The organism is Streptomyces sp. NBC_00083, from assembly GCF_026343295.1.
GTDB lineage: Bacteria > Actinomycetota > Actinomycetes > Streptomycetales > Streptomycetaceae > Streptomyces.
On the sequence record NZ_JAPELY010000002.1, the window covers coordinates 1,491,001 to 1,512,922 of the forward strand.

Here is a 21,922-nt window from a genome sequence, read left to right on the forward strand (position 1 = left end):
CATGCGCATGATCAGAGCCGCACGTGTTGCCGTACCCCAGGAGCCACCACCACCCGCCGGGCCCTCCGGCCGGACCGCGTCCGCCGGGCGGGCCGTCGCCGCGGTCGCCGCGCTCGCCTGTGTCGTCGCGCTCGGCGCGGTGGGGCTCGGCCCGAACGCCTCGGCGTCGGCCGCCGAATCCGCCCCGCTCTCCCCGCTCGCCGTGGCGGGGCGCGGCGCCACCGTGCCGTTCACCGAGCTGGAGGCGGAGGCCGCCGCCACCAACGGCACGGTGATCGGCCCGGACCGTACCTACACCACGCTGCCCTCGGAGGCCTCGGGCCGCAGCGCGGTGAAGCTGAGCGCGGCCGGCCAGTACGTCGAGTTCACCCTCACCAAGCCCGCCAACGCCGTCGACATCCGCTACAGCGTCCCGGACGACGCCGCCGGCACCGGCATCAGCGCCCCGGTCGAGCTGAGCTCCGGCGGAGCCAAGCTGAAGGACCTCACCTTCACCTCCAAGTACGGCTGGTTCTACGGCAGTTACCCCTTCCAGAACCAGCCGGGCGACAAGCCGCACCACTTCTACGACGAGACCCGCACGCTCCTCGGCACGACCCTGCCCGCCGGGTCCAAGGTCCGGGTCACCCTGCCCTCGACCACGGCGACCCCCTGGGCCGTCGTCGACCTCGCCGACTTCGAACTCGTCCCGGACCCGGTGGCCCGCCCCGCCGGCTCGCTCTCCGTGACCGACTACGGGGCCGACGCGAGCGGCGCGGCCGACTCGACCTCCGCCTTCCAGCAGGCCGTCGACGCCGGCAAGGCCCAGGGCAAGGAGGTCTACATCCCGACCGGCACCTTCAAGCTCACCGACCACGTGGTGGTCGACCAGGTGACGCTGCGCGGGGCCGGCCCCTGGTACTCGGTGCTCACCGGCCGCAGCTCCGCCGACCGCACCCGGGCCGCCGGCATCTACGGCAAGTACGTGAGCGGCGGCGGCTACAAGGGCGGGATCCGGCCCTATGAAGCGGGCGGGCCCAGCCGCAACGTCACCCTCAAGGACTTCGCGCTGATCGGCGAGATCACCGAGCGCGTCGACGAGGACCAGGTCAACGGGATCGGCGGGGCGCTCAGCAACTCCACCGTCGACAACATATGGCTTCAGCACACCAAGGTCGGGGCGTGGATGGACGGCCCGATGGACGACTTCCACATCAAGAACAGCCGGATCCTGGACCAGACCGCGGACGGCGTCAACTTCCACTGGGGAGTGACCCGTTCGTCGGTGGAGAACACCTTCCTGCGCAACACCGGGGACGACGGACTGGCCATGTGGTCGGACACCGTGACCGACGCCAACAACACGTTCAAGAACAACACCGTGGTGGCTCCGGTCCTCGCCAACAACATCGCCCTCTATGGCGGCAGGGACAACGCGGCGACCGACAACGTGGTCGCGGACACCGTGACCAACGGCGGCGGTCTGCACGTCGGCAACCGGTTCGACGGCGTCAACCCCGGCAGCGGCACCGACGTCCAGGGCACGATCACACTGGCCCGCAACACCACGATCCGGGCGGGCAACGCGGACCTCGGCTGGCCGTTCCCGATCGGCGCGGTGTGGTTCGACTCCCGCAACAGCACCATGGACAAGGCGACCGTCAACGTCACCGACACCGACATCCTGGACAGCTCCTACGCGGCCATCCACTTTGTGTCGGGCACCACCAAGGGCGTCAACTTCAACAACGTGAACATTGACGGCACCGGCACCTTCGCCCTCCAGTTCAACGACCCGGCCCAGCTGTCCATGACCGGCGTCACCGCGAAGAACCTCGGCTTCTCCGAGCCGGTCTACAGCTGCCTCGGCGGCAACCTCGCCCTCACCCAGGGCGCCGGTAACTCCGGCTGGAACGGGAAGCTGCCCGCCACCTACTGCGGCGAGTGGCCCAAGCCCAACTACGACCACGGCGGCACCACCACCCCGCCGAGCAGCCCGCCGCCCACCGGGCCCAGCTCGCCGCCGCCGAGCAGCCCGCCGCCCGCCGACCCCGACCTCGCCAAGGGCCGCCCGGTCGCCGAGACCTCGCACACCCAGGTCTACGACGCGGCCAAGGCCGTCGACGGCGACGCCACCAGCTACTGGGAGAGCGCCAACAACGCCTTCCCGCAGTCGGTCACCGTCGACCTCGGCTCGGTGCGCGCCGTCGGCAGGCTGGTCCTGAAGCTGCCGCCCGCCACCGCGTGGGGCGCCCGCACCCAGACGCTCTCGGTGCTCGGCAGCGCCGACAACGGCTCCTACGGACAGCTCGTCGCGAGCCGCGGCTACACCTTCGACCCGGCCTCCGGCAACAAGGTGGCGATCGCCCTGCCGGCCAACACCAGCACCCGCTATCTGCGGCTGACGGTCACCGCCAACACGGGCTGGCCGGCCGCGCAGATCAGCGAGTTCGAGGCGTACGTGCCCTGACGGTGCCGGGCCCGGCCGGGTGCTCAGCGGACGCTGTCGTACAGCTCCTGGGTCAGCCGGGCGACCCGGCCGGGTTCGCGCAGTGAGGGGAAGTGGTCGCTGCCGGGCAGCCGGACCAGACGGCACCCCGGGATGCGGGCGGCCACGGCCTCGTTCGACCGGATCACCCGCTCGTGGTCGTGCTCGCCGACGGCCACGAGGCAGGGCACGGTGATCTCGCCGAGCCGGTCGAAGGCGTCCGGGTCGGGGAGCTGGTGGCCCAGGTTGTTGAACCACCCCGGGATCGCCGCGCGCAGCTGCGCGGCGGCCTCGGGGTCGTCGCCCGTTCCGGCCGCGCCCCAGGTGCGCAGACCGAGCGCGACGATGCCCTCCAGGTCGCCCTTCTGTGTCAACTCGCCGATGTCCGCGAGGAGTTCACCGGACTGGAGCGCGGGGTCGCCGGTGACGCCGGGGCAGAACAGGGCCAGTCCCGCCACGCGTCCGGGGGCGTCGAGTGCGAGGCTGAGCGCGGTCGCGCCGCCCATGCTGGACCCGACGAGCACCGCGCGCTCCACCCCGAAGTGGTCCAGTACGGCGAGCAGGTCACCGGCGGGTGTGTACTCGGCGCCGGGCGCGGGGGAGCGCCCGTATCCCCGCACGTCGTAGCGGATCACGCGGTGGCGCTCGGCGAGCGGCGGCACGATCGCGTCCCACACTCCGGAGGCGGCTACCCCCGGGTGGAGCAGCACCAGGGGAATGCCCTCGCCGCCGGTGTCCTCGGCCCACACCTCGCCGCCCTTGACCGGCACGTTCAGTTCCATGGGGCAAGTCTGTCGGGTCGCCCGGCCGGGGCCAAGTTGCTTGACGGACAAGCGGGTTCAGGCCGCGCCGGCCCCCTTCAGAAGGGCAGCGGCCGGGGCGGGCGGGGACCTGTGTAGTGGCCGCTGGGGCGCAGCCGCAGCGGGGGCTGCGCGTACTCCTCCAGGGCGTGGGCGATCCAGCCGGCCGTGCGGGCCACCGCGAACACGGTCTCGCCGGCCTCGGCGGGCATGCCGAACGCGACGCTCAGGACGGCGAGCGCCAGATCGACGTTGGCGTGCAGCGCGGTGTGCCGCGCCGTCGTCTCGACGACGTCGCGCGCCGCCGCCAGTGCTTCGGCGGCCTGCGGCACCGAGCCGAGCAGCGCGAACAGGGCCTGGGCGCGCGGGTCTTCGCCCGTGTACAGCCGGTGGCCGAGGCCCGGCACGCGCCGTCCCGAGCGCAGGTGGTCGGCGACGACCGGGGCGGCGCCGCCCCGGTCGAGGACCTCGGCGAGGGTGCGGTGGGCCAGCCCGCTCGCGGCGCCGTGCAGCGGTCCCTCCAGGGCGCCGAGGCCCGCGGAGACGACGGCGTACGGATGGGCGCGGGCGGAGGCGGCGACCCGGGCGGCGAGCGTGGAGGCGGCCAGATCGTGGTCGATGAGCAGCGCGAGTGCCGTGTCCAGCAAGCGAAGTGACTGCTCGTCAGGTTCCTGTGCCGTCAGGCGCTGCCACAGCTGCCGCGCCATGCGGCCCTCGCCGGGGCGGAGCGCGTCGGCGGTCGGCAGGGCGCCGACCAGGGTGGGGATCAGGGTGCGGGCGCAGCCGAGCACCGCCGCGGGGGAGAGGTCGAAACGCAGCGGGTCGGCGGCCGAGACCGCGACCGCGGCGGCCCGCAGCCGGTCCATGGTGCCGCTGTGCGCGGGGAGCGCCGCGACGGCGAGCCGTGCCGCGTCCAGGAACGGCGGGGGCGCCGTGAAGTGCGGGGCGTGCGCCGGCTCTCCGGTCCACACCCACTCCGCGACCTCCTCGAAGCCGTGGGTGGTGGCGAGGTCGACCGCGTCGACACCGCGGTAGTAGTAGCGGTCCTTGTCGATCAGGGTGAGGGCGGTGCGGAAGGTCGGCTCGCCGCCCGAGGCGGAGGCGGCCGGCTCCCGGCGGGCCCCGCGCCGGGCGAGCGCGTCGATCTCCCGGGCATCGAAGGTGGAGCCCCGGCCGCCCGGGGCGCGCTCGCTGCTGAGCTGGCCCCGGCTGACGTACGCGTACACCGTCTCGGGTTTCACGCCGAGCCGCTGTGCCGCCTCGCGGGTGGTGAGCCGCTCCTGATCGGTCATGGGGCCACCGTATCCATCTCGATCCATCCCGTTCACATTGATTCAATCAATATTGACAGCCTCGAACTCAATCATAGACAGTCAAGTCAACATGAGGAACTGAAGGAGGCAGCCACATGGCCGGCACCACCACCGCCCCCGCCGCGGTACCCCGCGGGCTCGCGGGCGTCGTCGTCACGGACACCGAACTCGGCGACGTCCGGGGCCGCGAGGGCTTCTACCACTACCGCCAGTACTCGGCCGTCGAGCTCGCCGGGAGCCGCACCTTCGAGGACGTCTGGCACCTGATGTTCCACGGCGAGCTGCCCGACGCCGCCGCCCGAGCCGCGTTCACCGCCCGCACCGCCCGGCTGCGCCGCCTGCCCGACGGCGTACGCGAGGCACTTCCGGGCATCGCCCGCACCGGCGCCTCGTCCGGACCGCTCGCCGGGCTGCGCACCGCGCTCTCCCTGCTGGGCGCGGCCAAGGGGTTCCGGCCCGTGTACGACCTCGACGCCGAGCGGCGCGCCGAGGACGCGCTCGCCGCCTGCGCCGCGGTCCCCACCCTGCTGACCGCCCTGCACCGGCTGGGCCGGGGGCTCGAACCCGTCGAGCCCCGCGACGACCTGCCGTACGCCGCCAACTACCTCTACATGCTGACCGGTTCGGAGCCCGAGCCCGAGCGCGCCCGAGCCGTCGAGCGCTACCTCATCTCCACCGTCGACCACGGCTTCAACGCCTCGACCTTCACCGCCCGCGTCGTCGCCTCCACCGGCGCCGATGTCGCCGCGAGCCTGGTCGCCGCCGTCGGCGCGCTCTCCGGCCCGCTGCACGGCGGCGCCCCCAGCCGCGCCCTCGACACCCTGGACGCGATCGGCACCCCCGACCGCATCGACGGCTGGATCCGCGAACGGGTCCTGGCCGGCGAGCGGATCATGGGGTTCGGGCATCCCGTCTACCGCACCGAGGACCCCCGCTCGCGCATGCTGCGCGGGATCGCCGAGGGCTTCGGCGGCCCGCTCGTCTCGTTCGCCGTCGAGGTGGAGCGCCAGGTCGAGGCGATCCTCGCCGAGCTCAAGCCGGGCCGCGAACTGCACACCAACGTGGAGTTCTACGCGGGAGTCGTCATGGAGCTGTGCGGGCTGCCGCGCGAGATGTTCACGCCCACCTTCTGCGCCGCCCGGGTCGTCGGCTGGAGCGCCAACATCCTGGAGCAGGCGGCGGACTCGAAGATCATCCGCCCGGCGGCCCGCTATGTGGGCCCGCCCCCGCCGCAGCCCGTGCCCGCTGCCTGAGGCGTCAGCCCCGGCAGGGATAGACCGGGAGCGTGAGGGAGTTGGCCGCGCGGTCGAGCTCGGCGGGGTCGCGCCTGTTGCCGTCGGGCCTCTCCTGCGCGAGCCGCTGATTGCGGTGGACGTAGTCCCGCGTCACCCGCTCGTAGCGGGCGAGGGCGGCGCGGTGGTCGTCGGGGCTGTTGCCCAGCTCGCCCGCGAGGACGTAGGCGCCGGCCAGGGCGATGCTGGTGCCCTGGCCCGATCTCGGCGAGGGGCAGTACCCCGCGTCCCCGACCAGGGCGATCCGCCCTGTCGACCAGTGGTCGAGACGGACCTGGCTCATCGAGTCGAAGTAGAAGTCCGGCGCGCTCTCCATGTGCTCCAGGAGCCGCGGCGTCACCCAGCCGGCTCCGGCGAACCGCTCGGCGAGCAGGGCCTTGTGCCGGTCGGTGTCCCGGTGGCCGATGTCCAGCTGCGGGGAGGAGAAGAGCAGCATCGCCCGCGCCTCGGTGTTGTTCCGTGCGCTGTAGACACCGATCAGCGCGTCCTCGGTGGTGTGGAAGGTCTGCCAGTGGTCGAGCGCGAGGAAGTTGTCCACGCTGAAGATCGCGAGATAGCTGCCGAGGAAGTGGAGGAAGGCGGACTCCGGGCCGAAGGCCAGGCGGCGCACCCCCGAGTGCAGCCCGTCCGCGCCGACCACCAGGCCGAAGCGGCGCGGGCGTTCGTGCCGGAAGCGGACCTCGACGCCGTAGTCGTCCTGCGTGAGGGCGGTGATGACGTCGTCGAACAGGAACTCCGTCCCGTAGCGGCTCGCGTCGAAGAGCAGCGTGGTCAGGTCGTCCCGCATCAGTTCGACGTCGTCGTTGTCTATGACCCCGCCGGTCAGGGTCTCCTCGGTGGAGCGGGACAGTTCCGTGCCGTCCCCGTCCACGAACGACATGCCGCGCATGCCGGTCGCCGAGGCCCGGACCTTGTCGAGCAGGTTCATCCGGTCCACGACGTGTAACGCGGAGCCCCGGATGTCGATGGCCTGGCCGCCCCTGCGCAGGCCCGGCGCCCGTTCCACCACGGTCGGCCGGAACCCGGCGCGCTGGAGCCAGTAGGCCAGGGTCAGTCCGGCCACACTGGCTCCGGAGATCAAGACGTTCCTGTTGTGCATGGCGTTCTCTCCGTGCTGATCGTGTGCATCCTGGAGACCGCTTCAGCCGCTCCCCGGGGATACGTCGAGTCGTGACAGGCCGAGTCTTGACAGCGCGCGGACGGGTCGCAATGCACAAAACGGCAAGGAATCGTTGCGTTCCGGGCAATGACGGGGCGCAGGGGCCCGGACGCCCGCGTGCGCCGCGGCCGGTGGCGCGCCACCGGGCCCGGGGCGGTGCGGGATAATTCGATCCCGGCGCATGGGAGGGCGGCGCGAGCGGATGCCCGCCCGGCCATGTGCCCCCACACAACCAGCGACTGAAGCGACTGAGAGGCCGTGTCCGCGCGCCGCCCGCCGAGGCGGCGCCGAGGGCGCGGGCTCGCGGAAAGGCCCCAGGTGGACAGCCCGAGCAAGCAGATCCCCGTCATCGTCCTCGCGGGCTTCCTCGGCTCGGGCAAGACCACCCTGCTCAACCATCTGCTCCGGGCCTGCCGCGGCACCCGCATCGGCGCCGTCGTCAACGACTTCGGCTCCATCGAGATCGACGCCATGACGGTGGCCGGACAGCTCGGCGACTCCACCGTCTCGCTCGGCAACGGCTGTCTGTGCTGCGCGGTCGACGCCAGCGAACTCGACCTCTATCTGGACCGGCTGGCCCGGCCCGCGGCCCGTCTCGACGTCATCGTCATCGAGGCGAGCGGCCTCGCCGAGCCGCAGGAGCTGGTGAGGATGGTGCTCGCGGGCGAGAACCCGCGGACGGTGTACGGGGGTCTGGTGGAGGTCGTCGACGCGGCCGAGTACGACGCGACGCGCGAGCGCCATCCCGAGATCGAACGCCATCTGGCCGTCGCCGACCTGGTGGTGCTCAACAAGACGGACCGGGTCGACGCGGCGGGCCTGACCCGGCTGCGTGCCGCCCTCGCCGGAACGGCCGCGGTCGTCGAGTCCACGTACGGCAGGGTGGACCCGGAGCTCTTCTTCGACGCGCGGCCCCTCACCGAACGGGTCGGCCAGCTCGCCTTCGACGACCTCCTGGACGACGGGGCGCCGGCCTGCGGCGAGGAGCACGAGCACCACGCGGGGTGCGACGGCCACGGTGCGCACGGCACGCATCTGCACGCCGCCTACGAATCCGTCGCCTTCTCCTCGGACGCGCCCCTGGATCCGCGCCGGCTGATGGCCTTCCTCGACACCCGGCCGGAGGGGCTCTACCGCATCAAGGGGTTCGTCGACTTCGGCCCGGCCGACCCCCGCAACCGCTACAGCCTGCACGCGGTCGGCCGCTTCCTGCGCTTCTACCCCGAGCCGTGGCCGCCCGGCCAGGAGCGCCGCAGCGAACTCGTCCTCATCGGCGCGGGCATCGACGCCCCCGCCCTCGACGGGCAGCTCGCCGGATGCGTGGCCGCGGCCGCGGACGCACCCCCGCCCGAGCACGCGATGTGGGGCGTCCTGCGCTACGTACCCGATCCGGAGCGGGAGCCCCGGGAGGCGCCGGGGGAAACGGACGAGGCCGGGGAGTTCGATGAACTCCCCGGCCCCACCGGCTAGTTGACGCCCCCGCTCACGCGTTACGCGGGCGGGCCCGCCAGGACCGCGACGGGGGAGACCAGCGGTGTGCCCGAACCGTCACGGCGCGGGTCGATCTCCGGGAGCTGCGCCGGGACGCCGTTGGCCTGGGCGGCGCGCGCCGGGGCCGGACCGGCCCAGGCGAGCACCAGCTTGTCCTCGCCCTTCAGGAACCGCTGACAGCGCACCCCGCCGGTGGCGCGGCCCTTGCGCGGATACTGGTCGAACGGGGTCAGCTTCGCGGACACCGCCGCGTCGCCCAGCAGCGTCGCGCCCGAACCCGCCACCGAGAACACCGCCGCGTCACCGGCCGGGTCGACCGCGGTGAACGAGATGACCTTGGCGCCGTCCGTCAGCTTGATGCCGGCCATGCCGCCGGCCGGCCGGCCCTGCGGGCGCACCTGACTGGCCTGGTAGCGCAGCAGCTGGGCGTCGTCGGTGATGAAGACCAGGTCCTCCTCGCCGGTGCGCAGCTCGGCCGCGCCGACGATCCGGTCACCGTCCTTGAGGGTGATGACCTCCAACTCGTCCTTGTTGGCCGGGTAGTCGGGCGCCACGCGCTTGACGACGCCCTGCTCGGTGCCGATCGCGAGACCGGGCGACGACTCGTCGAGCGTCGTGAGACACACCACCGTCTCGTCCGGCTCCAGCGAGGAGAGGAACTCCGAGACCGGAGCGCCGCCCGACAGGTTGGGCGCGGACGCCGTGTCCGGGAGCTGCGGCAGGTCGATCACCGCCAGCCTCAGCAGCCGGCCGCCGGACGTCACCACCCCCACGTCGCCCCGCTGGGTCGCGGGCACCGCCGAGACGATCACATCGTGCTTGACGCGCTTGTCGTCCTCGCCCGCCACGAACGGGTCGCCATGGGCGGTCCGCGCCAGCAGGCCCGTGGAGGAGAGCAGCACCCGGCACGGGTCGTCCGCGACCTCCAGGGCGACGGCCGCGACGGGGGCGCCCGCCGACTCCAGCAGGACCGTGCGCCGGTCGGTGCTGAACTTCTTGGCCACCGCCGCCAGTTCCGCAGAGACCAGCTTGCGCAGCTCGCCGTCCGAGTCGAGGATCCCGGTCAGCTCGTCGATCTCGCCGGTGAGGCGGTCGCGCTCGCTCTCCAGCTCGATCCGGTCGAACTTGGTGAGCCGGCGCAGCGGGGTGTCCAGGATGTACTGCGTCTGGATCTCGCTCAGCGAGAAGTGCTCGATGAGCCGCTCCTTCGCCTGCGCCGAGTTGTCACTCGACCGGATGATCCTGATGACCTCGTCGATGTCGACCAGGGCGACGAGCAGCCCCTCCACCAGGTGCAGCCGGTCGCGGCGCTTGGTGCGGCGGAACTCGCTGCGCCGGCGCACCACGGTGAAGCGGTGGTCGAGATAGACCTCCAGGAGCTCCTTGAGACCCAGGGTCAGCGGCTGGCCGTCCACCAGGGCCACGTTGTTGATGCCGAAGGACTCCTCCATCGGCGTCAGCTTGTAGAGCTGCTCGAGGACGGCCTCCGGGACGAAGCCGTTCTTGACCTCGATGACCAGACGCAGACCGTGCGAACGGTCCGTCAGGTCCTTCACGTCGGCGATGCCCTGGAGCTTCTTCGAGCCGACCAGGTCCTTGATCTTGGAGATGACCTTCTCCGGGCCGACCGTGAACGGCAGCTCGGTGACGACCAGGCCCTTGCGGCGCGCCGTCACGTTCTCCACCGAGGCCGTGGCCCGGATCTTGAAGGTGCCGCGGCCCGACTCGTACGCGTCCTTGATGCCCGTCAGGCCCACGATGCGCCCGCCGGTCGGCAGGTCGGGACCGGGCACGAAGCGCATCAGCGCCTCCAGGTCCGCCTGCGGGTGCCGGATCAGATGGCGGGCCGCGGCGATGACCTCGCCCAGGTTGTGCGGCGGCATGTTGGTCGCCATGCCGACCGCGATCCCGGACGAGCCGTTGACCAGCAGGTTCGGATAGGCGGCCGGCAGGGCCACCGGCTCCTGCTCCTGGCCGTCGTAGTTGGAGGCGAAGTCGACGGTGTCCTCGTCGATCGACTCCGTCATCAGCGACGTGGCGTCGGCCATCTTGCACTCGGTGTACCGCATGGCGGCCGGCGGGTCGTCATTGCCGAGCGAACCGAAGTTGCCGTGGCCGTTGACCAGCGGCAGACGCATCGAGAAGGGCTGCGCCATGCGCACCAGGGCGTCGTAGATCGAGGCGTCGCCGTGCGGGTGCAGCTTGCCCATCACCTCGCCGACGACACGGGCGCACTTCACATAGCCGCGGTCCGGGCGCAGACCCATCTCGTTCATCTGGTAGACGATGCGGCGCTGGACGGGCTTCATTCCGTCCCGCGCGTCCGGCAGGGCCCGCGAGTAGATCACGGAGTACGCGTACTCGAGGAAGGAGCCCTGCATCTCGTCGACGACGTCGATGTCGAGGATCCGCTCCTCGAAGTCGTCGGGCGGCGGCGGGGTCTTCGTGCTGCGGCGGGCCATCGCGGCTGCTGCTCCTTCACGTACCGGATCGGATCACTGATGCCGACCATTGTGGACCGTCCCACTGACAACGCCGACCGCGACCCGGGAACTTCGCCAGGTGCCCACGCGCTTGCATACAGTGGCAGGACTTCTCCACCCAGGACTTCCTCCGCCAGTACGCCACACTGCGGTACTGCACATCGCGAACGAAGGGACGTACATGCCCATGGGTCACACGGCCACAGCGCAGGCCGGCTCCGGCGGCCTGACAGCGACTGAGCACCGACTGGCCAACGGCCTGCGCGTGGTGCTCTCCGAGGACCACCTGACCCCGGTCGCCGCGGTGTGCCTCTGGTACGACGTGGGCTCGCGCCACGAGGTCAAGGGCCGCACCGGTCTCGCCCACCTCTTCGAGCACCTCATGTTCCAGGGCTCCCAGCAGGTGCACGGCAACGGCCACTTCGAGCTGGTGCAGGGGGCCGGCGGCTCGCTGAACGGCACCACCAGCTTCGAGCGCACCAACTACTTCGAGACCATGCCCGCCCACCAGGTGGAGCTCGCGCTCTGGCTGGAGGCCGACCGCATGGGCTCGCTCCTCGCCGCGCTCGACGAGGAGTCGATGGACAACCAGCGCGACGTCGTCAAGAACGAGCGCCGCCAGCGCTACGACAACGTGCCCTACGGCACCGCCTTCGAGAAGCTCACCGCCCTCGCCTACCCGCAGGGCCACCCCTACCACCACACCCCGATCGGCTCGATGGCCGACCTGGACGCGGCCACCCTCGACGACGCGCGCCAGTTCTTCCGTACGTACTACGCGCCCAACAACGCGGTGCTCTCCGTGGTCGGCGACATCGACCCCGAGCAGACGCTGGCCTGGGTGGAGAAGTACTTCGGCTCCATCCCCTCCCACGACGGCAAGCAGCCGCCGCGCGACGGCGCCCTGCCCGGCACCATCGGCGGCCAGCTGCGCGAGGTCGTCGAGGAGGACGTGCCGGCGCGCGCCCTGATGGCCGCCTACCGGCTGCCCCACGACGGCACCCGCGAGGCCGACGCCGCCGACCTGGCGCTGACCGTCCTCGGCGGCGGAGAGTCCTCCCGGCTCCACAACCGCCTGGTCCGCCGCGACCGGAGCGCGGTCGCCGCGGGCTTCGGCCTGCTGCGCCTGGCCGGCGCCCCCTCGCTCGGCTGGCTCGACGTCAAGACCTCGGCCGGCGTCGAGGTCCCCGACATCGAGGCCGCGGTCGACGAGGAGCTCGCGCGGTTCGCCGCCGAGGGCCCCACCGACGAGGAGATGGAGCGCGCCCAGGCCCAGTTGGAGCGCGAGTGGCTCGACCGGCTCGGCACCGTGGCCGGCCGCGCCGACGAACTGTGCCGCTACGCCGTGCTCTTCGGCGACCCGCAGCTCGCCCTGACCGCCGTCGACCGCGTCCTGGAGATCACCGCCGACGAGGTCAAGGCGATCGCCGCCGCGACGCTGCGCCCCGACAACCGGGCGGTCCTGGTGTACGAGCCCACCGCGGCACCCGAGGCAGGCAACGAAGAGGAAGAGGCGGCCCTGTGACGGACGCTGTCGTGACCATGGAGTTCCACCCGCAGCCGACCGCCGGCACGCCCACGCCGTGGGCCTTCCCGGCCCCCGGGCGCGGCACGCTCGACAACGGCCTGACGGTGCTGCGCTGCGACCGCCCCGGCCAGCAGGTCGTCGCCGTCGAGATCTTCCTCGCGGCCCCGCTCGACGCCGAGCCCGAGGGCCTCGACGGCGTCGCCACGATCATGGCGCGCGCCCTGACCGAGGGCACCGACAAGCACTCCGCGGAGGAGTTCGCCGCCGAGCTGGAGCGGTGCGGCGCCACCATCGACGCGCACGCCGACCACCCCGGCGTCCGGGTCTCCCTCGAAGTGCCGGTCTCGCGGCTGCCCAAGGCGCTCTCGCTGCTCGCGGAGGCGCTGCGGGCCCCCGCGTTCGCCGACTCCGAGATCGAGCGCCTGGTGCGCAACCGGCTCGACGAGATCCCGCACGAGCACGCCAACCCGGCCCGGCGCGCCGCCAAGCAGCTCTCCAAGGAGCTGTTCCCGGCCTCCGCGCGGATGTCCCGGCCCCGCCAGGGCACCGAGGAGACCGTCGCGGCGATCGACGCGGCCGCGGTCCGCGCCTTCTACGAGGCGTACGTGCGCCCCGCGACGGCCGTCGCCGTCATCGTCGGCGACCTGTCGGGCACCGACCTCGACGCGATCCTCGCGGACACCCTGGGCGCCTGGACCGGCAACACCGCGAAGGCCCGCCCCGTCCCGCCGATCACCGCCGACGACACCGGCCGGGTCGTCATCGTGGACCGCCCCGGCGCCGTCCAGACGCAGCTGCTCATCGGCCGCATCGGCGCCGACCGCCACGACCGCGTCTGGGCGGCCCAGGTGCTCGGCACGTACTGCCTGGGCGGCACCCTCACCTCGCGCCTGGACCGGGTGCTGCGCGAGGAGAAGGGCTACACCTACGGGGTGCGCTCCTTCGGCCAGGTGCTGCGCTCGGGGCCGGACGGCGGCGCGGCGATGCTCGCCATCAGCGGCTCCGTCGACACCCCGAACACCGGGCCGGCCCTCGACGACCTGTGGAAGGTGCTGCGCAAGCTCGCCGCCGAGGGTCTGACGGACGCCGAGCGCGAGAGCGCCGTGCAGAACCTGGTGGGTGTCGCGCCGCTCAAGTACGAGACGGCGGCGGCGGTCGCGGCGACCCTCGCCGACCAGGTCGAGCAGTTCCTGCCGGACGACTACCAGGCCCAGTTGTACGCGCAGCTCGCGGCGACCGGCACCGTGGAGGCGACGGCGGCCGTCGTCAACGCCTTCCCGGCCGACCGGCTCGTCACGGTCCTGGTGGGCGACGCGGCCCAGATCGAGGAGCCCGTGCGGGCGCTCGGAATCGGCGAAGTGACCGTGGTCACCGGCTGATTGACGCACCTTCCGGCCCCGGATCTCCGGGGCTCCAGGGACCCCGGTGGCGGATGCGCCCCGGGGTCCCCCCATATGTCCGGTTTATTGGAGAGGTTGCCTGTCTGTGATGTGGCGTGCGCAACAAAAAGCTGTGTCTGTTTGGTGATTGAAAGATCAGCCGTCTAGCGTCATGCGCGCTGTCCGTCACCACCCGTCGCAGCCGCGGCACCGGACAGTGATCGCCGAGTCCCCGTATGGCGCGAGCCTGGGGAGCCGGGGACCCACTCAGTCCCTGGGGTGAATCGGACGCCTCCGCCCGCGGAGGAGCCCGTAGGAGACCTTCCTGCTCCGAACCCGTCAGCTAACCCGGTAGGCGAGATGGAAGGAAAGGACACCGCCACTCCATGGCGTTCACCCGTGCCACCGGGAAACACCGCGCGCCCAGCCGGATGACGCGCCGCAGCGCGAACATCGCGGGCATCGCCACCCTCGCCACCGCCGGAGTCGTAGGCACCCTCGCCTCCCCGGCCGTCGCCGCCCCGAGCACCACCACCGACACCGGTCTCACCCAGGCCATCGTGATCGGCGACACCCTCGCCGACCAGCTGGGCGCCCAGGCCGACGCGCAGAAGCAGGCGGCCGCCAAGGCCAAGGCGAAGGCGGAGGCCGAAGCGGAGGCCAAGCGCAAGGCCGAGCAGCGCGCCGAGGAGGCCCGCGAGGCCAAGGAGCATGCGGCGCGCGAGGCGGAGCGCAAGCGCCTCAACACCTTCGTCGCCCCCATAGCCGACAGCTATGTGTCCACGGGCTACAAGACCGGCGGATCGCTGTGGTCCTCCGGCAGCCACACCGGCATCGACTTCCACGCCGGCATCGGCACCCCGGTGCACGCCGTCGGCATGGGCACCGTCGTCGAGGCCGGTCCGGGCGGCGCGTACGGCAACAACATCGTGATCAAGATGCACGACGGCACGTACACGCAGTACGGACACCTCTCGGTCATCCAGGTCTCCGTCGGCCAGAGCGTCGAGCCCGGCACCCAGATCGCCCTCTCGGGCAACACCGGCAACACCACCGGCCCGCACCTCCACTTCGAGGCCCGCACCGGCCCGGAGTACGGCTCGGACATCGACCCGATCGCCTATCTCCGCTCGCACGGCGTGACCGTCTGAGGCGTCTCTCCGCCCCCACGGACACCGAAGACCCCCGGCCCGCGCCGGGGGTCTTCGCCGTTGGCCGGAAGGCGTCCCCGCGCTCCGGGCGTCATCCGGTGGTAACACGGCCTGCAATACAGTCCCCGGACAGCCGCCGCAAAGGCGTGGCCCGGCCGCGTTTCGGCACGAATCCAGGGGAGGTCGGGTGGTGCGTGTTCCGGCGCGTTCCGTTGACACGGCGATGCGCGACGACATCGTCTCGGGGGTCTTCGAACCCGGCGGCCGGCTCGCCGAGGAGGCCCTCGCGCGCCGTTACGGGGTCTCCCGCGTCCCCGTCCGCGAGGCCCTGCGCACCCTGGAGTCCGAGGGATTCGTCACGACCCGACGGCACGTCGGCGCCTGTGTCGCCGAACTCGGCGACCAGGAGGCAGCCGACCTCCTCGAACTGCGCCTGCTCCTGGAGCCGTTGGCCGCCGCGCGCGCCGCGCGCCGCCGCGACGAGGCCCATCTGCGGGTGCTGCGCGGCCTGGTGAGACTCGGTCAGGAACGGGCGGCCCGCGGCCGGGGCGAGGATCCGGGCTCGCTGTGGGGCTGGTTCCACGAGACGCTGGCCCAGGCCTCCGCGAGCCCCGGGCTGATCGCGCTGCTCGCGCAGCTGCGGCACAAGGTCGCCTGGATGTACGTGGTGGACCCGCCGGAGCGCCCGGCCGAGGCCTGGGCCGCGCTCGGCGCGATCACCGACGCGGTGGCCCGCGGCGACGCCGGACGCGCCCGCGCGCTCACCGCGGAGCACGCCGAGCGCTCCTTTCCGGCCCATCGGCTGCGCCGCCCCGCGGCGGTGAGGACCGCGCAACGTGCCGTCAACACGGCGGGCGCCCGCGCGTGACGCCCACGCCCTCGGCGGGCCCGAGCCGGGGAGGACGGGGTGTGCCGGTCAGGGAAAACGAAAGGACCGCCGGGCCCCGGATCCGGGTCCCGCGGTCCTTCGGTGCGCCGCCGGTCTGCTCAGACGGTCTCGGGGAGCTCCTCGAGACCCTCGGCGACCAGCTTGGCCAGACGGTCGAGCGCGGCGTCCGCGCCCTCGGCGTCGGAGGCCAGCACGATCTCCTCGCCGCCCTGGGCACCGAGGCCGAGCACCGCGAGCATGGACGCGGCGTTGACCGGGTTGCCGTCGGCCTTGGCGATCGTCATGGGGACTCCGGCGGCCGTGGCGGCACGGACGAAGATGGACGCGGGGCGGGCGTGCAGGCCCTCGGCCCAGCCGACGTTGACGCGGCGCTCAGCCATGGTGTTGCCCTTCGAAATCTCTGACGGTTGTCTAGACCAGTCTCTCATGTGGTGCACGGTGCTCCTACCGACCTTAGGCCCGGGTGTGCCGCCGACCGGCCCTTGCCACTTTCCCCCGCCCCGTACGGCCCCGCGACCCGTACGCTTTCCGTATGACGACGGCGTCCGACCCCGCGTACCCGGCCCACTGGGAGGCCGACGTGGTGCTCCGCGACGGCGGTACCGCGCGCATCCGGCCCATCAACCCCGAGGACGCCGACCGGCTCGTCTCCTTCTACGAGCTGGTCTCGGACGAGTCGAAGTACTACCGCTTCTTCGCGCCCTACCCCCGGCTCTCCGCCAAGGACGTCCACCGCTTCACCCATCACGACTACGTCGACCGGGTCGGACTGGCGGCGACCGTCGGCGGCGAGTTCATCGCGACCGTCCGCTACGACCGCATCAACGCCCAGGGCCGGCCGGCCTCCGCCCCCGCCGACGAGGCCGAGGTCGCCTTCCTCGTGCAGGACGCCCACCAGGGCCGGGGCGTCGCCTCCACCCTGCTCGAACACATCGCGGCGGTCGCCCGCGAACGCGGGATCCGGCGCTTCGCGGCCGAGGTGCTGCCCGCCAACAGCAAGATGATCAAGGTGTTCACGGACGCCGGCTACCAGCAGAAGCGCTCCTTCGAGGACGGTTCGGTCCACCTCACCCTCGATCTGGAACCCACCGCCGAGTCGCTCGCCGTGCAGCGCGCCCGTGAGCTGCGCGCCGAGGCGCGCTCCGTGCAGCGCCTGCTCGCGCCCGGCTCCGTCGCGGTCATCGGCGCGGGCCGCGCCCCCGGCGGCGTCGGCCGCGCGGTGCTGCGCAACCTCCTGGACGCCGGGTTCACGGGCCGCGTCCACGCCGTGAACCAGGCGCTCACCCCGGAGCAGCGCGAACTCGACGGCGTCCCGGCCCATACCTCGGTCGGTGCGATCGGCGAGCCGGTCGACCTCGCGATCATCGCGGTGCCCGCCGAACGGGTGCCGCAGGCCGTCGCCGACTGCGGCGAACACGGCGTCCAGGGCCTGGTCGTCCTGTCGGCCGACTACGCGGAGAGCGGCCCGCGGGGCAGGGAGCGCCAGCGCGCCCTGGTGCGCCAGGCCCGCTCGTACGGAATGCGTCTGATCGGCCCCAACGCGTTCGGGATCATCAACACCGCGAGCGGCGTACGGCTCAACGCCTCCCTCGCCCCGGAGGCCCCGCCGGCCGGCCGCATCGGCCTGTTCACGCAGTCCGGGGCGATCGGCATCGCCCTGCTGTCCGGGCTCTACCGGCGCGGCGCGGGCCTGTCCACCTTCATCTCGTCCGGCAACCGGGCCGACGTCTCGGGCAACGACTTCCTCCAGTACTGGTACGAGGACCCCGACACCGACGTCGTACTGCTCTACCTCGAATCCATCGGCAATCCGCGCAAGTTCACGCGCCTGGCCCGCCGCACCGCCGCCGCCAAGCCCGTCGTGGTGGTCAAGGGCGCCCGGCACAGCGGCACCACCCCGCCGGGCCACGCCGTGCCGGTGACGCGGGTGCCGGACGCCACGGTCTCGGCGCTGCTGCGCCAGGCCGGCGTGATCCTGGTGGGCACGGTCACCGAACTCGTCGACGCCGGCCTGCTCCTCGCGGGCCAGCCGCTGCCGGCCGGGCCGCGGGTGGCGATCCTCGGCAACTCCGAGTCGCTCGGCCTCCTGACGTACGACGCCTGTCTGAGCGAGGGGCTGCGCCCGCGCCGGCCCCTCGACCTGACGACGGGGGCGACCCCGGCCGACTTCCGCGCCGCGCTCGCCGAGGCCCTCGCCGACGACACGTGCGACGCGGTGGTGGTCACCGCCATTCCCTGGGTCGGCGAGAACGGGGCGCTGGAGTCGGGCGACGGCCAGGTCCTCGCCGACGCCCTGCGCGAGGCCGCCGCGGCGGGCCCCGCGAAGCCGGTGGCGGTGGTCCACGTGGAGATCGGCGGCCTGGCGGAAGCGCTGGCGGCGGCGGCCCGGACCGCCCCCCGCCCGGCCGGCCCGATCGAACCGTCGCCCCAGCCCACGGCATACGCGACCGGGCGAGCCACCCCGCTGGACCCGCCCGGCGCACCCTCCGGCGCGGAGCCGGCCGGCGCCCCCGCCCCGCCCCGCGAGGCGAACCGGATCCCCGCCTACCCCGCCGCCGAGCGCGCCGTGCGGGCCCTGGCCGAAGCCGTCCGCTACGCCCGCTGGCGGCGGGACGCGGCCGACCCCGGCAAGGTGGGGGAGTACGACGACATCGACGAGGGCGGGGCCGCCGCGCTGATCGAGCGCCTGCTCGGCCCGGACCCCGACCCCCGCGGCACCACCCTGGCCGCCGCGGACGGCGAGGAGCTGCTCGCCCGGTACGGCATCGCGGTGCACCCCACGCTGCCCGCGCCCGACGCGGCCCACGCCGTCGAGGCCGCCGGCCGCCTCGGCTACCCGGTCGCCCTCAAGACCACCGCCCCGCACCTGCGCCACCGCCCCGACCTCGGCGGCGTCCGGCTCGACCTCGCCGACGAGCACCAACTCGCCCGTGCATATGCCGAATTGACGGCCACCCTCGGCAAACCGGAAGAGCTGGGTCCGGTGGTGCAGGCCATGGTCCCGCGCGGTGTGGACACCGTCGTGCGCGCCTCGATCGACTCCGCGGTCGGCGCGGTGCTCTCCTTCGGTCTCGCCGGAGCCGCCTCCGAACTCCTCGGCGACACCTCCCACCGGCTCATCCCGGCCACCGACCGCGACGCCGCCGAGCTGCTGCGGACCATCAGGACGGCGCCGCTCCTGTTCGGCTGGCGCGGCTCGGCGCCCGTCGACACCGCGGCCCTCGAAGAGCTGCTGCTGCGGGTGTCGCGGCTGGTCGACGACCATCCCGAGGTGGTCGCCGTCGGCCTGGAGCCCGTCATCGTCGCCCAGCGGGGCCTCGCGGTGCTCGGCGCGAGCGTGCGCCTGGCCCCCGCCCCGGCCCGGGGCGATCTCGGTCCCAGGCGGCTGCCCAGCTACTGAGGGCCGCCGGCCCCCGGCGGGCCCTTAAGATGGACCCCATGGCGAAGACCGGTACGACGACCCAAGGGCTCCGCGCGGCGATCGAGCGCAGCGGCTACTACCCGGCCCTGGTGGCCGAGGCGGTGGAGGCCGCAGTCGGCGGCGAGCCCATCGCGTCGTACCTGGTGCACCAGGAGACCACCTTCGACGCCAACGAGGTGCGCCGCCATGTGACGGTCCTCGTACTCACGGACAACCGTTTCATCGTCAGCCACACCGACGAGCAGAACGCGGACACCAGCTCCCCGACGCCGTACGCGACCACCTCCACGGAGTCCGTGAAGCTCGCCCGGATCTCGTCCGTCGTGGTGAGCCGCGTCGTCGCCAACCCCGAGTCGTACACCCCGGGCACCCTGCCCCGCGAGGTCGTCCTCACCATCGGCTGGGGCGCGGTCTCCCGGCTCGACCTGGAGCCCGCCGCCTGCGGCGACCCCAACTGCGACGCCGACCACGGCTACACCGGCAACTCCACCGCCGACGACCTGAGCCTGCGGGTCAGCGAGGCCGGTGACGGCCCCGACACCGTCCGCCAGACCCTGGCCTTCGCCCAGGCGCTGTCCGAGGCGACCGCGGCGACCGGCCGCTGATGGCCCAGCCCGCCTGGCAGGATCCCGAACCCCTCGCCCTCGACACCGCGCCCGTCCCCGAGTACGGCACCGGATCGCTCGCCGATCTGCTGCCCACCCTCGTGGCCGGCCAGGGCGTACCCGGATTCGAGCAGCGCATCGCGGAGCTCACTCCCGCGGACCGCAACTGCGTCTTCCTCATCGACGGCCTCGGCTGGGAACAGATCAAGGCCCACCCGGACGAGGCGCCCTATCTGCACGCGCTGCTCGCCACCTCGCGCGGCGGCACCGGCCGGCCCATAACGGCCGGGTTCCCCGCCACCACGGCGACCTCGCTCGCCTCGGTCGGCACCGGGCGCGCCCCCGGCGAGCACGGCCTGCCCGGCTACACCGTGCGCGACCCCGAGGCCGGCGAGCTGATGAACCAGCTCCGCTGGAAGCCGTGGACCGACCCGCACGTCTGGCAGCCGTACCCCACCGTCTTCCACCTCGCCGACCAGGCCGGGGTGCACACCGCGCAGGTGTCCGCGCCGGACTTCCAGCACACCCCGCTCACCAAGATCGCGCTGAGCGGCGGCACCTTCCGCGGCAAGCTCTCCGGCGAGGACCGCATGGACCTCGCGGCGGCCCAACTCGCCGAGGGCGACCGGTCGTTGGTCTACACGTACTACTCCGAGGTCGACGGCAAGGGCCACCGGTTCGGTGTCGACTCCGACGCCTGGCGCGGCCAGCTGATGTACGTCGACCGGCTCGCCCAGCGCCTCGCCGAGCAGCTCCCGCCCCGCGCGGCGCTCTACATCACCGCCGACCACGGCATGATCGACATCCCCTTCGACGAGCAGTCGCGGATCGACTTCGACGAGGACTGGGAGCTGCGCGCCGGCGTCGCCCTGCTGGGCGGCGAGGGCCGGGCCCGCCATGTGTACGCCGTGCCGGGCGCCGCCTCCGACGTGCTGACCTGCTGGCGCGAGGTGCTCGGCGAGCAGTTCTGGGTGGCGGGCCGCGACGAGGCGATCGCCGCGGGCTGGTTCGGCCCCCGGATCGACGAGCGGGTGTACGGCCGGATCGGGGACGTGGTGGCCGCGGCCCGCGACGACGTCGTCATCACCGCCTCGCGGCGCGAGCCCCACGAGTCCCTCATGGTCGGCAACCACGGTTCGATGACCCCGGTGGAGCAGCTCGTGCCGCTCCTCGAAGTACGCTCGTAACCACCCGACTCCCCAGATCCGAAAGGCCGTCACCTTCCCATGCCCGAGCTGGTGTTCTTCTCCGGAACGATGGACTGCGGAAAGAGCACCCTCGCTCTTCAGATCGAGCACAACCGCTCGGCGCGCGGGCTCCAGGGCATGATCTTCACCCGGGACGACCGAGCGGGCGCGGGCAAGCTGTCGTCCCGGCTGGGCCTGGTGACCGACGCGGTGGAGGCGGCCGACGGCTTCGACTTCTACGGCCACCTCGTCGCCCACCTCTCCAAGGGCGGCCGCTGCGACTACGTCATCGCGGACGAGGCGCAGTTCCTCGCGCCGGAGCAGATCGACCAGCTGGCCCGCGTCGTCGACGACCTCGACCTCGACGTCTTCGCCTTCGGCATCACCACCGACTTCCGCTCCAAGCTGTTCCCCGGCTCGCAGCGGCTCGTCGAACTCGCCGACCGGGTCGAGGTGCTCCAGGTCGAGGCGTTGTGCTGGTGCGGCGCCCGCGCCACCCACAACGCCCGCACCATAGGCGGCCAGATGGTCGTCGAGGGCGCCCAGGTCGTGGTCGGTGACGTCAACCAGGCGGCGGACGAGATCGGTTACGAGGTGCTGTGCCGCCGCCACCACCGCAGACGCATGACGAGCGCGTCGGCCCGCGCGGCGGCGCTGTCACCGGACGTACTGCCGGTCTCGGCCTCCTGACCCTCCGGGGCCCCGCGCCCAGGGGACGTGTCGTCGTCGTAGACGATGACGGGCGTGTCCGGCGAGA

Annotated in this window: 16 protein-coding genes and 1 riboswitch; of the genes, 11 read left to right on the forward strand and 5 right to left on the reverse strand. The window is 72.8% G+C overall.

Annotation, left to right across the window (positions count from 1 at the left end; all coding sequences use genetic code 11):
• The first annotated feature begins 1 nt into the window (after window position 1).
• Window positions 2–2,449 (forward strand): discoidin domain-containing protein, encoded by a 2,448-nt coding sequence (locus tag OOJ98_RS23010; RefSeq protein WP_267056825.1) that lies wholly within the window; start codon window positions 2–4, stop codon window positions 2,447–2,449.
• Between the two features lie 23 nt (window positions 2,450–2,472).
• Here OOJ98_RS23010 and OOJ98_RS23015 read toward each other — a convergent pair whose 3' ends face one another.
• Together OOJ98_RS23015 and OOJ98_RS23020 are read right to left on the reverse strand one after the other, a co-directional pair.
• Window positions 2,473–3,249, reverse strand: coding sequence for an alpha/beta fold hydrolase (locus tag OOJ98_RS23015; protein ID WP_267056826.1), 777 nt, complete (start codon window positions 3,247–3,249; stop codon window positions 2,473–2,475).
• Between the two features lie 77 nt (window positions 3,250–3,326).
• A complete protein-coding gene (locus OOJ98_RS23020) occupies window positions 3,327–4,559 on the reverse strand; it encodes a citrate synthase family protein (protein ID WP_267056827.1) in 1,233 nt (410 codons plus the stop codon).
• A gap of 116 nt (window positions 4,560–4,675) precedes the next feature.
• On the opposite strand from OOJ98_RS23020, the gene OOJ98_RS23025 reads away from it, so the two are divergent.
• A complete protein-coding gene (locus OOJ98_RS23025; protein ID WP_267056828.1) occupies window positions 4,676–5,833 on the forward strand; it encodes a citrate synthase/methylcitrate synthase in 1,158 nt (385 codons plus the stop codon).
• Between the two features lie 4 nt (window positions 5,834–5,837).
• Here OOJ98_RS23025 and OOJ98_RS23030 read toward each other — a convergent pair whose 3' ends face one another.
• Complete coding sequence (locus OOJ98_RS23030) at window positions 5,838–6,971, reverse strand: FAD-dependent monooxygenase (RefSeq protein WP_267056829.1); 1,134 nt, start codon at window positions 6,969–6,971, stop codon at window positions 5,838–5,840.
• 378 nt (window positions 6,972–7,349) lie between these two features.
• Here OOJ98_RS23030 and OOJ98_RS23035 point away from each other — a divergent pair, with 378 nt between their 5' ends.
• Window positions 7,350–8,501, forward strand: coding sequence for a GTP-binding protein (locus OOJ98_RS23035; RefSeq protein WP_267056830.1), 1,152 nt, complete (start codon window positions 7,350–7,352; stop codon window positions 8,499–8,501).
• A 20-nt stretch (window positions 8,502–8,521) separates the two neighbouring features.
• On the opposite strand, the gene OOJ98_RS23040 is transcribed toward OOJ98_RS23035, so the two are convergent.
• Window positions 8,522–10,984 carry a DNA topoisomerase (ATP-hydrolyzing) subunit A gene (locus OOJ98_RS23040; RefSeq protein WP_267056831.1) on the reverse strand — a complete coding sequence of 821 codons (2,463 nt, stop codon included), beginning with the start codon at window positions 10,982–10,984 and terminating at the stop codon, window positions 8,522–8,524.
• Window positions 10,985–11,192: 208 nt separating this feature from the next.
• On the opposite strand from OOJ98_RS23040, the gene OOJ98_RS23045 reads away from it, so the two are divergent.
• The 4 genes from OOJ98_RS23045 to OOJ98_RS23060 all read left to right on the forward strand — a co-directional run bounded on the left by OOJ98_RS23045 (window position 11,193) and on the right by OOJ98_RS23060 (window position 15,931).
• On the forward strand, window positions 11,193–12,530 hold the full coding sequence (locus tag OOJ98_RS23045) for a pitrilysin family protein (protein WP_267057066.1): 1,338 nt from the start codon (window positions 11,193–11,195) through the stop codon (window positions 12,528–12,530).
• Between the two features lie 17 nt (window positions 12,531–12,547).
• The gene (locus tag OOJ98_RS23050) at window positions 12,548–13,912 is read left to right on the forward strand and encodes a pitrilysin family protein (protein WP_267057067.1); all 1,365 of its coding nucleotides are present in this window, start codon (window positions 12,548–12,550) and stop codon (window positions 13,910–13,912) included.
• Between the two features lie 212 nt (window positions 13,913–14,124).
• A riboswitch (cyclic di-AMP (ydaO/yuaA leader) is annotated at window positions 14,125–14,285 on the forward strand.
• Window positions 14,286–14,298: 13 nt separating this feature from the next.
• Entirely contained in the window at window positions 14,299–15,063 is a 765-nt protein-coding gene (locus tag OOJ98_RS23055; RefSeq protein ID WP_267056832.1) for a M23 family metallopeptidase, read from the forward strand.
• A 190-nt stretch (window positions 15,064–15,253) separates the two neighbouring features.
• Window positions 15,254–15,931, forward strand: a complete 678-nt coding sequence (locus OOJ98_RS23060; RefSeq protein WP_267057068.1) for a GntR family transcriptional regulator — start codon at window positions 15,254–15,256, stop codon at window positions 15,929–15,931.
• Between the two features lie 119 nt (window positions 15,932–16,050).
• Here OOJ98_RS23060 and OOJ98_RS23065 read toward each other — a convergent pair whose 3' ends face one another.
• The gene (locus OOJ98_RS23065; protein WP_100575907.1) at window positions 16,051–16,332 is read right to left on the reverse strand and encodes an HPr family phosphocarrier protein; all 282 of its coding nucleotides are present in this window, start codon (window positions 16,330–16,332) and stop codon (window positions 16,051–16,053) included.
• 152 nt (window positions 16,333–16,484) lie between these two features.
• On the opposite strand from OOJ98_RS23065, the gene OOJ98_RS23070 reads away from it, so the two are divergent.
• The 4 genes from OOJ98_RS23070 to OOJ98_RS23085 are packed head-to-tail and all read left to right on the forward strand — an operon-like array spanning window position 16,485 to window position 21,855.
• Window positions 16,485–19,352, forward strand: a complete 2,868-nt coding sequence (locus tag OOJ98_RS23070) for a bifunctional GNAT family N-acetyltransferase/acetate--CoA ligase family protein (protein WP_267056833.1) — start codon at window positions 16,485–16,487, stop codon at window positions 19,350–19,352.
• Between the two features lie 38 nt (window positions 19,353–19,390).
• Window positions 19,391–19,978 (forward strand): DUF5998 family protein, encoded by a 588-nt coding sequence (locus OOJ98_RS23075; RefSeq protein WP_267056834.1) that lies wholly within the window; start codon window positions 19,391–19,393, stop codon window positions 19,976–19,978.
• Window positions 19,978–21,165 carry an alkaline phosphatase family protein gene (locus OOJ98_RS23080; RefSeq protein WP_267056835.1) on the forward strand — a complete coding sequence of 396 codons (1,188 nt, stop codon included), beginning with the start codon at window positions 19,978–19,980 and terminating at the stop codon, window positions 21,163–21,165. Before OOJ98_RS23075 ends, OOJ98_RS23080 begins: the two co-directional genes overlap by 1 nt.
• A gap of 39 nt (window positions 21,166–21,204) precedes the next feature.
• Window positions 21,205–21,855, forward strand: a complete 651-nt coding sequence (locus OOJ98_RS23085) for a thymidine kinase (protein WP_267056836.1) — start codon at window positions 21,205–21,207, stop codon at window positions 21,853–21,855.
• Window positions 21,856–21,922 lie beyond the last annotated feature (67 nt).